Source organism: Clostridium saudiense (genome assembly GCF_000577815.1).
In the GTDB taxonomy this organism is placed as follows: Bacteria; Bacillota; Clostridia; order Clostridiales; family Clostridiaceae; genus Clostridium; species Clostridium saudiense.
Genome location: NZ_CBYM010000001.1, coordinates 95,136 through 109,510, shown reverse-complemented (window position 1 = coordinate 109,510; position 14,375 = coordinate 95,136). Strand labels below are relative to the sequence as shown.

Below are 14,375 nucleotides of genomic sequence, written 5' to 3'. Positions count from 1 at the left end.
TGCTGATATTTCCATTCATTTTATTGTTTATACTTATATTTGTAATAAATTTTATTGAAAATAAATATTAAACTATTTCTTTTTTGTATATTTAAACAAATTTAATTCAACTTTTTCTAATAAAATTTTTATTTTAATCAAATAAATTATTTTTTTGAATAATTATTATATTAGTTAAGTAATTAAAGGTAGGTGATTAAAATGACATTAGATGAATTAGAAGTTGGAAAAACTGCTACTATTGTAAAAGTTGGAGGCAAAGGAGCATTAAGAAATCACTTTCTGGATATGGGACTTACTCCTGAAACTAAAGTTTCTCTTATAAAAACAGCACCTATGGGAGACCCAATAGAATTACGCTTACGTGGCTATGAATTAACCTTAAGACTACAGGATGCTGCAAAAATTGAAATTAAAGACATTCAAGATACAAAGTATACTGAAGATTTAAAAGAAAGAATTAACGATATTCCACATCCGCAAGTTGGTGAAATGGGCATTTATCATGTCCGTAAAAAAGGAAATGAATTACGTGAAAGTGAACCTATTACCTTTGGTTTAATAGGAAATCAAAACTCTGGTAAAACTACTCTTTTTAATCAGTTAACAGGAAGTAATCAACACGTTGGTAATTTCCCTGGTGTAACAGTTGATAGAAAAGATGGAATTATTAAAAATCATCCTGAAGCTACAGTAACAGATCTCCCTGGAATATACTCTCTTTCTCCTTATACTGATGAAGAAATTGTAACTAGAGATTTTCTTATTAATAATCGTCCTAGGGGAATAATAAATATTGTGGATGCTACTAATATTGAACGTAACCTTTATTTAACTATGCAACTAATTGAAATGGATATTCCTATGGTTCTTGCCTTAAATATGATGGATGAAGTTCAAGAAAATGGTGGTACAATTAAAGTTAATTTATTGGAAGAAACTCTTGGAATTCCAGTTGTCCCAATATCAGCTTCAAAAAATATGGGTATTGATGAACTAATAGAACATGCTATTCACGTAGCCAGATACAATGAGTGTCCTGGACGGTTAGATTTTTGTGATGAAAAAATTTCTGATGAACAAGCCGCAATCCATAGATGCATTCATGCAATAATACATTTAACCGATGATCACTCTAAAAATGCACATATCCCAGAAAGATTTGCAGCTACAAAACTAGTTGAAGGAGATCACATTATTTTAGAAGCTTTAAAACTAGATACTAATGAAAAACAAATGCTAAATCATATTATAATTGAAATGGAAAATGAAACTGGAAAGGATAGACAAGCTGCTCTGGCAGATATGCGCTTTAGCTTTATTAACAGAGTATGCGATAATACTGTTATAAAGGCCCGAGAAAGTAAATCTCATAAACGAAGTATAAAAATAGATAACATACTTACTGGAAAGTATACAGCACTTCCTTCCTTTATTGCTATTATTGCAATTGTATTTTGGCTTACTTTTAATGTAATAGGTGCTACATTTTCAGATTTACTAACTTATGGAATAAACTGGTTTACAAATATTTGTGACACTGCATTAACCTCTTATGGACTTAATCCAACAGTAAAATCACTTGTAATTGATGGTATTTTTGGTGGTGTTGGAAGCGTTCTTAGCTTTTTACCTATAATAGTTGTATTGTTTTTCTTTTTATCAATTTTAGAAGATAGTGGATATATGGCAAGAATTGCTTTTATAATGGATAAACTTTTAAGAAAAATAGGACTTTCAGGTAGAAGTTTTGTTCCCTTACTTCTTGGCTTTGGATGTTCTGTCCCTGCTATAATGGCAACAAGGACACTTTCATCTGAGCGTGATCGCAAAATGACAATTTTATTAATTCCTTTTATGAGTTGTTCAGCTAAACTTCCAATTTATGCTTTGTTCACTTATGCTTTTTTTAATAAATATCGCGTGTTAGTTATGGTTATTTTGTATTTTTCCGGAATTATAGTTGGTATTTTATTTGCCCTACTTCTTAAAAATAGTGCCTTTAAAGGTGAGCCAATACCTTTTGTAATGGAACTACCAAACTATAGATTTCCTAGTCCTAAAAGTGTTTGGCAACTAATTTGGACTAAAGCTAAAGACTTTATTACAAAAGCATTTACAATTATTTTTGTAGCAACTATTATAATATGGTTTTTACAAACTTTTGATACTAGACTTAATGTCGTAGCAGATTCTGGTAGAAGCATGTTAGCTAGTATTGGTGGATTAATAACTCCTTTATTTATTCCTTTAGGCTTTGGAGACTGGAGGATTTCCACAGCATTGATTACAGGCTTTACAGCAAAAGAAAGTGTAGTTAGCACATTAACAGTTTTATTAGGCGGGAATACATCAGCTTTATCAACATTATTTACACCTTTTACTGCATTTGTATTTTTAATATTTACATTATTATATACACCTTGTGTTGCTGCAATAGCATGTATTAAAAGAGAACTGGGCTCAAGAAAGGCTGCCCTTGGAATTGTAGTAATACAATGTGCAATAGCTTGGATTATTTCTTTTTTAATTCATATGATTGGTCTATTATTAGGATTTGTATAAAAGTGAAATCAAATACTTTAATTAATTTTATGAACTGCCCTATATTTATTTTAAAGGGCAGTTCATTTATAGGTGCACTTTACTATATTTTTAATCTAATCCTTTATTACTTCCTGGAATATTCTCCTCTTCTCCCTCAAGCATTTTATGAGCAAATTCATCTATATCTATTAACATTTGTTCTTGTTGTATTTTCTTATAAAACTCTTCTTTATCTTGTTCTTTATCTTTCATGAATAACACCTCCAATATAAATTTATTATTTGTTACTTATTCTGCCTCTTCGGAAAATTGACTATTATATAATTCTTTATAGAACCCACCTTTTTCCATTAATTCTTCATGATTTCCTTGCTCTATTATATTTCCATCCTTAATTACTAGTATTAAATCAGCACTCTTAATTATAGATAATCTATGAGCTATCACAAAGCTTGTTCTACCTTTCATAATATTTTGCATAGCTTTTTGTAACATAAGCTCAACTCTAGTATCAACAGAACTTGTTGCTTCATCTAAAATTAAAATAGCTGGATCAGATATTATTGCCCTTGCTATAGTCAATAACTGTTTTTCTCCTTGTGATATGTTTGATGCCTCTTCATTTAAAAACATATCATATCCATCCGGTAAAGTTTTTATAAAGTGATGTACATTAGCTATTTTAGCTGCAAGTATAACATCATCCTTGGTAGCATTAAACCTACCATACTTTATATTATCTTCTATTGTTCCATTAAATAACCAAGTATCTTGAAGTACCATACCAAACATACTACGTAAATCTTCACGTTTCATATCTCTAGTATCTACTCCATCAATTTTAATAGCTCCACCATTAAGTTCATAAAATCTCATTAATAAATTAATCAATGTAGTTTTACCTGCTCCAGTAGGTCCTACTATTGCTACCATCTGGCCTGCTTTAATTTCCGCATTTAAATCATGTATTAAAATTTTATCGTCACTATATCCAAACCTTACATGTTCAAAAGAAACATCCCCTCTTGGATTATCTAATTTAATTGAAGTGCTTTTATCTTGTATTTCTTCTTCCTCCTGTAAAAATTCAAATACTCTATCAACAGCAGCAAATGCTGATTGAATTGCTGATGATAGTTGAGTTACTTGAGATAAAGGTTGATTTATTTGCCATATATACCTTATAAATGCTTGAAGATTACCAACAGTAATTCCTCCAGCAATCGAAATAACAGCTCCAAGTATACCAATAGCAGCTATCCCAAGGTAACAAATTAAAGATACTAGTGGCCCCATAGTACTTGAGATAAATTGAGCTTTAAATCCAGCAACTTGAAGTTCACCATTTATAGTGATAAACTCTTCTATTGCATCCTCTTCTTTCCCATATAATTTAATTTCATTAAATCCAGTATACATTTCTTGTACTGTTCCATTTAATTTACCTAATGCATCTTGTTGCTTCTTAAAATATCCTTGAGATTTACTTACTACCACCTTTGATACTATAAAACTTAGTGGGATTATAATCGTTGCTATTAATGCCAGCTTGATATTTATTGAATACATCATTACTAATGCTAAAACTACTGACAGTATAGAATTTACAACTTGACTTAAACTTTGTTGAAGTGCATTTGAAATAGTATCTATATCATTAGTAATCCTACTTAAAACATCCCCATAACTATTTTTATCAAAATAGCTCACTGGTAATTTTCTTATTTTATCTTGAACTGCTCCTCTCAAATCTCTCATACTATTTTGAATAGCATTAGTTAATAAGAAACTTGCTGCAAATGTTGCTAATACATTTCCTAAATATACACCTAATAATAATATTAAAACTTTTGTAATATATTTAAAATTTACACTTGCTCCTGGTACTCCCTTGATTAATTCAAAGGAATCATTGGTAAGCTGAGTTATTACTAAACCTTCAGTTTTTGGTGCAAGCGCTGTAAATACTGCTGCTATGATTATAAGTAATATTGCTGTTAAAAATCCTATTTTATAAGGTTTCACAAAAGGAGTAATTTTATTTATTGAATCCTTAATCTTTACCATTATGCTAATTCCTCCTCTGTAAGTTGTGATAATGCTATTTCTTTATATACTGAACAACTCTTTAAAAGTTCTTTATGTTTTCCACATCCAACTACTTTACCTTCATCTAATACAATAATTTTATCAGCTTCCATTATTGAACCTATTCTTTGAGCTACTATTAATACTATTGTGTCAGCTGTTTCTTTTTTTAGTTCTGCCCTTAAAATTGCATCTGTTTTAAAGTCTAAGGCTGAAAAACTATCGTCAAAAATATATATTTCAGGCTTTCTAACTAATGCTCTTGCAATAGATAACCTTTGTTTCTGACCTCCAGAAACATTTGAACCACCTTCACCTATTGGTTCATCAAACTTTAATTCTTTTTTGCTGATAAAATCGTATGCTTGTGCTGTTTTAGCACTTTCTACTACTTCATCATGACTTGCTTCCTGTTTACCAAATTTTATGTTACTTTTAATACTTCCTGTAAATAGTAATGTTTTTTGCCTTATAAATCCCATTTTCTGACGTAATGATTTAATTTTAAAATCTCTTACGTCTATTCCATCTATTTTTATGCTACCTCCCGTAACATCATAAAATCTTGGTATAAGATTTATAAGAGTTGATTTACCACTTCCGGTACTTCCTATAAAAGCTATTGTTTCCCCCTTCTTAGCTTTAAATGAAACATTTTTTATTACAGGCTCCTCTCCATCTGGATAAGTAAATGTTACATCATTAAATACTAATGTACCTTCATTATTTGTTTCTGTTACTCCTTGCACAGGATCTTTTATTATTGTTTCGGAAGTTAATACTTCTTCAATTCTTTCTGCTGAAACTTGAGCCTTAGGATACATTACAAATACATTTGAAAATAGCATTAACGAAAACATTGCATGAAATAAATATTCTATAAATGCTACTAATTGTCCAACTTGTAGTATACCAATATTAATCATTTTACTAGCAACCCAAAATAATACTATTATTGCTAAATTCAGTAATAAAAAAAATGATGGTTGCGCAACTGACATCAATTTAAATAATTTTTTTGAAATACTTGCATATTTATTATTTGCATTACTAAATCTTTTGCTTTCATAATCATCATTTCCAAAAGCTCTTATAACTCTTATTCCTGTTAAATTTTCTCTTGAAATCCTATTTAAAGTATCCAAGTTTTTTTGCTGACTTTGTGACCATGGATGAGATGTTTTTGCAATTAAAAATACACCTAATACTATAAGTGGTAATGTTACTACTAATATTAATGATAATCTTACATTTGTTTTTAATATCATAAATAAACTTAAAATAAACATTACTGGACATATCATGGCCATCCTTAGGATTGTATTGGTAAATTGCATAACTTGAAATGCATCATTTGTAGTCCTTGTTATCATAGAAGAAATGCCAAACTTATCATATTCAGTATGTGAAAATTCCTGTGCTTTCTTAAATATATCATTTCTTATATCTCTGACTACCTTTGTAGAAATATTTGCTGAAGTATATCCTAACAAAATACTACCCATAGCACCTAATATTGATATTACAACAATAACAAATCCCATTTTCTTTACATAGTTTATATCATTATAGGCTATACCTTTATCTATTACATCTGCCATTATTGTTGGTATACCCAATTCTACTAATGCAAATCCAAATACACCTACCAAATTCAGTAAGACAAGCCCTTTATATTTTTTTAAATACCTTAATATTAATTTCATTTTTCTCCTCCTTTGGTACTTTTTAATTTGCTTATTTTACCATAATAAAGTTTTTAATTCTACATATAATCTTATTTTATGTCAATAAATTATTTTTAATCTAAAATATATACTCTAAAAATAATAAAAACTGATTGTATAAAATTCTAAACTTTTACACAATCAGTTTAATATTCTTCTTAAATATTTATTTTTTATTTTCCATAAATTCCATAATTACTTTTCTATTGTTTTCATCAATCTTCAGAGCTAACCCATTACAATTAATTACTATACCTTCTAGATTTTTAGAAATAGTTAAAATATCTTCAAAAGAACAAATACTACTCTTTAGTTTACTTTTATCAAAAGCCTTATTAAATTCATACCAATCAGTAAATGCTGGAAGCCATCTTAAGCTGTCTTTATCTTTAATAACTGTAAAATTAACTTTACTTCCTTTTTCAACAACATTTGCTCCATTGCTATCAATCCCAATATTATCACTTTCTAATTTTATTGGTAATAAAAATTTAGCTCTTAAAACCTCTTCAAGCATATTTGCTTCTAACCCACGAATTACTTCTGCCTTATTCTTATAATTTTTCCCTGAATAAGCATATTGGAAAAAATATATCATAGCAAATTGAAGCTTTGGATTCATAACTGGAATTTTTCTTGCTGGTATATTACTATAATCAGGTGGTGGTAATATATCATTCCTATTTATTTCTATGTTATATTGTCCATTATCAATTATAACTTTCTCAATACCCAAATAATGCAATTTACCAAATTCATTCATTACATTTAAGTTTATTAACTCCTTCATCTGTAAGAATGTTTCTTCTTTATTAAAATATTCTTCTGCTTTATCAGCAAACTCTTTTTCTGAAAATATCCATGCTCTCCCTTGAAAATCTAAATATGGATATTTAGTATTTTTATCATAAGCAATATATAATTTTTTTGTTAATTTAATCTTATTAATTAAAACTTTAGTAAATGTTATAATTTTAGTATCATAATCATAGTTTTTTAAAATTTCCTTTTCTTTAAAAGCCCTTATTGTATAAATCAAAAATACAAACTCTTGTATGGTAACCTTTTCAAACTCCTTATTACTATATTTATTATTAAATACAAATAAACTTCCTAATTCATCTTTTCTTTTATTGTCCATTCTTTCCCCTCATTCCCTTAGAATTAAAATTACTATAACTTATCTGCTTCTTTCTTTTTTAATCCCATTTCCAATTAACTTATACTTTTATATCTTCGGTGTTTTTCTCAATATTAAAACAATTACATAGAATATATTACCATAAACATGTTATAATTTTACAAGGAAAACTAAAATTAGTCAATAATTATGTTTAAATCTTAGTTTTCCTTAAATATTTAATATATATTTTCTTACTTTACATTCCCTTTTTCATATTCTCTATAAAATTCAGTTAATATATCATACTCTTCTTTTGAAAAGAAATTTTGGTTATTTCTTTCATCAACTTCTTTTTGAGTATATCCTAAAGTTCTAGCCTTATTTTTCCACAATTCAATTAACCCTAATCTAACATTTTTATTTTTATCCATAATATGTTCTCCTTTAAGCATTTATTTTTTCACTATTATATCACATTTTACATGTACTATAACTTAAACTTAATATAAATACATTATTATATTACTATCTATAATTGTACCCATACATTAGAATGTTTATTTTATTTAGTGTATCTTATTAATATGGAAATTATTGTGGAGGTTTTTTTATGTCAAATAAAAGTGTTAATACTAAAGATATTACAAAAATAGCTATAATGGCTGCATTAGTCTTTGTAGCAACATACTTAATTAAAATTCCATCATTAAATGGATATACTCATATTGGTGATTCCATGGTTATCCTATCTGCCTTTATTTTAGGAAAGAAAGAAGGGGCATTAGCAGCTGGTTTAGGCGCAGCATTATGTGATTTATTGAGTGGATACATGCAATATATAATTCCTACATTTTTTATTAAAGCTATCATGGTTATAATCATTTGCACAATTGCACACAATTTAATTAATAAAAATAAATTCGCTTGGATTATAGGCTGTATTCTTGGATGTGCATTTCAGGTATTAGGTTATGCTTTATTTGAAACTATACTATATGGATTTCCTGCTGCAATCGCATCAATCCCTAGTAATATTATTCAGTCAATTGTTGGTATAGTTATTGCCCTAATTTTAGCTACAGCACTTGAAAAATCTAATGTATTTAAAAAATTAAAAAAAGTATAAATATAAGCCTGTTAGCTCATATCTAATATGAATTAACAGGCTACCTGTTTTACTACTTATCATTAGGGTTTAATGCTGCATATACATACGTATCCCAATATATTGGATTTCCTTCTAAATCTAAATGAAAATAAACATTTTTTCTAAAATAAGCTTCTCTTTTTAATCCAATCTTCTCCATAACCTTCCAAGAAGCTATGTTCTGTGGCGCACATTCTGCATAAACTCTGTGTACTCCTTATTCAAATGCATATTCAACTATTGCCTTACTAGCTTGAGTACCATATCCTTTATTTTGATAATTTTCATTTAATACATATCCTAATTCTCTGTTATTAAATTCCCTTTTCCCTAAATATATATTTCCAATAACCTTATGAGTCTCTTTTAGCTCAATAGCAAAAAATTCATCACTTTCGGCTCTAAATTTTATTTCTTCTTTTGATTTCTCTTTTTTAAAATCCGGATATCCTTCAAATTCTGCATCTATTCGTTGTAGCATATATTCTCTTAAATCTTTCTCATCTTTTAATTCAAAATTACGAATAATAAGATAATCTGTTTCTATTCTCATTTTATTAACTCCTACCCCTTTTAACTTTATACCTCTTTATTTTTAGTATATCAATATAAAATTTTACATTCAACAAACTAAAAAATCCTATTATATGAATTCTAGTACATACTATTTCTTTTATATTATATTTTTTAATAAAAATACTAATGTAAAACAAAACTCCTTTTACATTAAATCACTGTAAAAGGAGTTTTATTCTTATTATTTAAATACTAGAATCCAAATGGAATTCCAAATGCAAAGAATCCTAGTAAAAGTATTGTCCATCCAATTAAGAAGCTTACTGAGTAAGGCATCATTAATCTTATCATATCACCAATTGTATATTCTGGCTTATACTTTCTCATAAATACTAATATTATACCTGCATAAGACATTAATGGAGTTATTATATTAGTTGATGAGTCAGCAACTCTATAAGCTGCAGCTACAACTTCTGGTGTCATATTTGAATTTACTTTATATAACATTGGTAAGAATATTGGACCAAGTAACATCCATTTTGAAGTTAATCCTCCAACAAATAAGTTTATTACCGCTGTAATAAGTATAAATCCTATTATTAAAAGAATTGGATACTCTGATAAATTCATAGCTTTTAATAAATTACCACCTAAGTAAGTAATATAAGTTCCAAGTCCACTCTTAGATAATAATGCTAAGAAGTTATATGAGAAGAATGTTAAAACAAGAACTGATCCCATAGATCCCATTTGTTTAGACATACCTTTAACTACATCATTAGCTGTTTTAAACTTTCCAACTTTTATACCATAGAATACCCCTGGCATAAAGAATAAGAATGTTATTATTAATATAATATTATCCATAAATGGTGTTACTTTCGAACCATCTGAATCTATAAAAGTCTTTAAAGGACCAAAATATAATCCTATTACACATACAGCTGCAATTAAAAATCCTAAACCAGCAAACTTAAGAGCTTTATTTTCAACAGGCTTAACTGTAAAGTCATCTAAGTTCATATCCTCTGGAATTATATAACTTTCTTTTTCAAGTCTTGGCTTAATTATCTTTATAGTTACAAAAGCACCTATAGCTGCTAACATAAATGTAGATGCAACTACGAAGTAATAGTGCATAGTAGCTGGATTTAAAGCTTGTCCAGCAGCATTAGTAAAAGGAATTCCTTGTCCTTCTGCAAATATCTTCGCATTATTACCAATTATTATATCTATTGGTGTAGCTGGAATTAAGTTAGCACTGAATCCTGCTGAAACCCCTGCAAAAGCCGCAGCCATACCAATAAGTGGATTTTTCTTTAACCCTGCATATAAAAGACCTGCTAGAGGTATTAAAATTACATAACCTGCATCAGTAGCTATACTACTCATGATTCCTAAAAATACTAAAACTATTGGAAGCATTTTATCTGAAACTTTTAATCCAACCTTTTTTATTAATGTAGATAAAAGTCCTGACTCTTCTGCTAAACCAACACCTAGCATAACAACTAGAATTGTACCTAGTACCCCTCCACCATATGCTAACCAGTTAGTAAGTAATGCATTTGAAAATATCCATTGAACATTTTCTGCATCAAACATATTTAAAATAGTATGAGTTGTATAAGTTCCATCACCATTCATAACATCAAATGTTTTTCCTCCTAAGAAGAAAGTTGCCGCTAAAACAACAACATAAAATATTGCAAATATTATAACTGGATCTGGTATTTTCTTCCCAATCTTTTCAATTAAAGATACTTTTCTCTTTTCTTGCAAATCAATTACTTTTTCTTCTGTTCTTTGTTCCATTTTATCCCCCCCACGTTTTTCACTACAAATCTATAGTTAATTTAGTATTATTTTACTATACCATTATCAATTTATCAACCTTTTTCGATTATTTATTGCAATTTTTTTATAAAAATAATTATATATTTTAATTTTAATAATAATTTATTGTGTTTCCGTAATTTTTCTTGAATTTACAAAATTTCCTCGCATCTTCACTTTTAAAATATTTTTATAATATTTGCCAATAAAAAAATCTGAACATCTTTTGTCCAGATTTTTTATTTCATTAACATAAAACTATTACTTTATAAATGTAACTACTTCTTCTATTTTTTTACGTGGTGGTGAATTTGGAACATCATCTTCAGCAACTCCAAGTGCTATCATTGACATTAAATTATATCCTTCTTTTTCAAAGTTAATAAGCTCTTCAATTTCTATTTTAGAATGAGTTGGTCCTGTCATGTAACATGTTCCATATCCTAGTTCTGTCGCTGCTAATAAGAAATTTTCTATAGCTGCTCCTATACCTTGTGCTGCGGAATTAGGGAATTTTAGTTCATTAATAATATCTTGACTAGCATTATTATCTCTAAGTATTGTCTCTTCTACCATATAATATTCTTTTGAATAAACAACAACTAATACTGGCGCATTCCTAAAGCAAGTATAATAAGAAAGTAAATTCATCATAAGTTTTCTTTGTTTTTCTTCTTTAGCCATTTCTGCTAAATTTATATGATTTTTAGTTACTATATCTGCTATTTTATTAATTAATTCATTATTTTGAATTACAACAAAATGCCATGTTTGCTGATTTTTTGGAGAAGGCGCATGTATAGCAGCATCTAACATTTTAATAATATCTTCTTCTTGTACTTCTATATCTTTGAATTTTCTAATACTTTTTCTATTATAAATAAAATCTAAATTTTTCATATGTTATCTCCTTTTTTTATTTACTTATTTTTCATCTTATTTCATTATTTTTCATATGACAATACCTTTTTGAAAATTTTAATATTATCCTCTATAAAACTTTAAATTCATAATTAAAAAATCATCTATATAATAAATCTAATATTCTAATTATAAAATAAAAAAGGCAGACTTCAGGAATCATTGCTTTATACCCTATTGTCTTACCTTATAATTTTTTATCTTCTTTTTTCATTTTTAATATATCACTTAAACACTTAAAATTTAACAATATTATCTTCCTTTCTCACATTATAGTTCATTACTCTTCCACAATTTTTTATAATATACAAAAGGTGCTAAAAGAATAATTCTTGTCTTTTGCACCTTCTTTTACTTAATATACTTATATATTATTATTTTTTAAATTTATTGTGATCAATTTAATTCATTAATGTAATTAACATTTCTTCAACAGAAAAAACATCATTAGTTTCAAATATTTCTGCTAAACTTTCAATATTTTCTTCTAAATGCTCAATATCCTTTGAATACATATGGCTAATATCAACTATATCCGCATCATTAAGCTGACCTTCTTCAGTAAATCTTACAATACATAACTCCTTAATCATCAAGTAACTAACTATTGCTGTTTTTATCTTTGCAGATACATCATAATCAAATACTGCTTTCATAAAGTATCTAAATATAAAGTAGACTAATATATGTTCAAACTTATATATCTTTTCTTTATAATACTTATTAAATGCCTTATGCTTAGATAAATACACCTCTTTATCATCTTCACTTTGCCAAAAATATCTTATAGCATCATCTAAGCCTAAAGGATCATTAGGAGTTATATGCTTTAATCTCTTAAACACATTAAAATATTCCTTCATATTATGATATTTATAATTTTCTTTATTATTATATTTCTCCAATGTAGTGATAACATCTTTTACAAAATTTCTATCAAGATATTTTTCCCTAATAAATCTTATATCTGAAATATCATTTTCATCTATTTTATCTTGAATTTCTTTAGTGAAATATAATACTATTGAAGCTCTTACATTTAAATCAATCTCTCTATCTTGAATAATATCTAATATTATTTTTCTACATTGTATAAGTTCTAAATAAAGTTTTGCATTAATATCATTATAACTATTTACTTCTTCATCATTTTCATCTAACTCAAAAGTAGCTTTCTTTGAATTTCTTAAAATTATTCTTGCAGCTTCAGGACATGATAACGAAATTCCAACTTCACGTAAACTTCCAAATTCCTCTGTATACCTTGGATACTGTTTACAAGTATAACAAAGAGCATCTTCTCCAACATTCTTATAAATATCACATAATTTTTTTTCATCTAAAAACGGACAATTATTTCCCCTTAATACAAATATATTTTCTCCAGCATCATGTACTATTTCATTTCTTAGTCTCTCACCAAAAGGTCCTTCAACCTTTTGATACTTTTTATAAGTTTCATCATCAATTACTATTCCCCATCCGGCACAACATGTATCTTCACATTCTGAAGATATACATTTAAAATCTTTAAAATATTCTGGTACTCTTATTTTCATTTTCTACCTCACATCATGTGTATATATTACTTCTTGATTTATTCAAGATTTATTTTAATATTTATTAATTATAGTATCAACCTAATTAACCTTTTTCAATTATTATTAATTATTACATGTATTAAACTCAACATAAATATTAGCAAGTGTTCTATTAATAAAATCATTAGTAATATAAGCATTATCAGAAAATAATAATCCGTAATCAGTATTAAACCTGCTGAGCATAAGGATAATATAAAAATTAGTAATACTTATATCAATAACTCCAGTATAAAATGGAATTACTGCACTTGAATTAGAAATTACATATGTTAGTGATGGTATAAATGAACTATCTAAATCATAATTATTACCCATAACTTTTTTTATAAATTGATCAGCATATTTATTATCATGAATTTTTACATTTCTATCAAATTTTATATTACCTTTTTCAACTTCATTAATATATAAACCTATAATAAAACAATATAAATCGATTTGTAAATTCCCATTGGTTTTAGTATTAAAAGTTAATGGATTTAAAGGATTATATTGTTCTGTCTTAAATCTCGAATAATTGTAACTTAAAAATAAATAAAGTCTATTATAATTTCTATAGACTATCTTTCCATCTTTAACTAATGGACTAACACTTCCTAAAAACTTTGCACACGGAGGAACCGTAAAATCTTCAAATCTATCGCAACTGCATTTGTATTTATTTTTTCTTTTTTTTTTCATTAACTATCCTCCATAATTGCTTCATATTATCCTATGATTTTAAATAACAAAAGACACCTATATTATTGCAAGTGCCTTAATTTAATAATTTAATCTATTACAACTATTTAAATATTTTATTTACTAATTAATTTTTCCTAAATAAGATTATTTTGCTTAAAAATTGATGAAAAAAATTTTTT

Annotated in this window: 13 protein-coding genes; 2 read left to right on the top strand and 11 right to left on the bottom strand. The window is 27.2% G+C overall.

The window, feature by feature from the left end; all coding sequences use genetic code 11:
- The first annotated feature begins 201 nt into the window (after positions 1-201).
- Complete coding sequence (gene feoB / locus TY07_RS00580; protein ID WP_042393747.1) at positions 202-2,565, top strand: ferrous iron transport protein B; 2,364 nt, start codon at positions 202-204, stop codon at positions 2,563-2,565.
- Positions 2,566-2,655: 90 nt separating this feature from the next.
- Here feoB and TY07_RS17910 read toward each other — a convergent pair whose 3' ends face one another.
- The 5 genes from TY07_RS17910 to TY07_RS00560 all read right to left on the bottom strand — a co-directional run bounded on the left by TY07_RS17910 (position 2,656) and on the right by TY07_RS00560 (position 7,916).
- Complete coding sequence (locus tag TY07_RS17910) at positions 2,656-2,799, bottom strand: hypothetical protein (protein ID WP_156327341.1); 144 nt, start codon at positions 2,797-2,799, stop codon at positions 2,656-2,658.
- Positions 2,800-2,835: 36 nt separating this feature from the next.
- Positions 2,836-4,614 (bottom strand): ABC transporter ATP-binding protein, encoded by a 1,779-nt coding sequence (locus tag TY07_RS00575; RefSeq protein WP_042393743.1) that lies wholly within the window; start codon positions 4,612-4,614, stop codon positions 2,836-2,838.
- Entirely contained in the window at positions 4,614-6,341 is a 1,728-nt protein-coding gene (locus TY07_RS00570; protein ID WP_042393741.1) for an ABC transporter ATP-binding protein, read from the bottom strand. Before TY07_RS00570 ends, TY07_RS00575 begins: the two co-directional genes overlap by 1 nt.
- A 187-nt stretch (positions 6,342-6,528) precedes the next feature.
- Positions 6,529-7,503: an SseB family protein gene (locus TY07_RS00565; protein ID WP_042393738.1), complete on the bottom strand. Its 975-nt coding sequence runs from the start codon at positions 7,501-7,503 to the stop codon at positions 6,529-6,531.
- Between the two features lie 233 nt (positions 7,504-7,736).
- Entirely contained in the window at positions 7,737-7,916 is a 180-nt protein-coding gene (locus TY07_RS00560; RefSeq protein WP_042393734.1) for a hypothetical protein, read from the bottom strand.
- A gap of 179 nt (positions 7,917-8,095) precedes the next feature.
- Here TY07_RS00560 and TY07_RS00555 point away from each other — a divergent pair, with 179 nt between their 5' ends.
- Entirely contained in the window at positions 8,096-8,611 is a 516-nt protein-coding gene (locus TY07_RS00555; RefSeq protein WP_042393731.1) for an ECF transporter S component, read from the top strand.
- A gap of 52 nt (positions 8,612-8,663) precedes the next feature.
- Here TY07_RS00555 and TY07_RS18690 read toward each other — a convergent pair whose 3' ends face one another.
- The 6 genes from TY07_RS18690 to TY07_RS00530 form a co-directional block, all read right to left on the bottom strand.
- Entirely contained in the window at positions 8,664-8,792 is a 129-nt protein-coding gene (locus tag TY07_RS18690; RefSeq protein ID WP_260457827.1) for a hypothetical protein, read from the bottom strand.
- A 57-nt stretch (positions 8,793-8,849) separates the two neighbouring features.
- Positions 8,850-9,185 (bottom strand): GNAT family N-acetyltransferase, encoded by a 336-nt coding sequence (locus TY07_RS18490; protein WP_242833211.1) that lies wholly within the window; start codon positions 9,183-9,185, stop codon positions 8,850-8,852.
- Between the two features lie 215 nt (positions 9,186-9,400).
- Positions 9,401-10,966, bottom strand: a complete 1,566-nt coding sequence (locus TY07_RS00545) for an AbgT family transporter (RefSeq protein ID WP_042393727.1) — start codon at positions 10,964-10,966, stop codon at positions 9,401-9,403.
- Between the two features lie 282 nt (positions 10,967-11,248).
- The gene (locus TY07_RS00540) at positions 11,249-11,887 is read right to left on the bottom strand and encodes a nitroreductase family protein (protein WP_042393724.1); all 639 of its coding nucleotides are present in this window, start codon (positions 11,885-11,887) and stop codon (positions 11,249-11,251) included.
- Between the two features lie 422 nt (positions 11,888-12,309).
- Entirely contained in the window at positions 12,310-13,467 is a 1,158-nt protein-coding gene (fliB, locus tag TY07_RS00535; RefSeq protein WP_042393722.1) for a flagellin lysine-N-methylase, read from the bottom strand.
- A gap of 105 nt (positions 13,468-13,572) precedes the next feature.
- Positions 13,573-14,193, bottom strand: a complete 621-nt coding sequence (locus TY07_RS00530) for a hypothetical protein (protein WP_042393718.1) — start codon at positions 14,191-14,193, stop codon at positions 13,573-13,575.
- Positions 14,194-14,375: the final 182 nt, after the last annotated feature.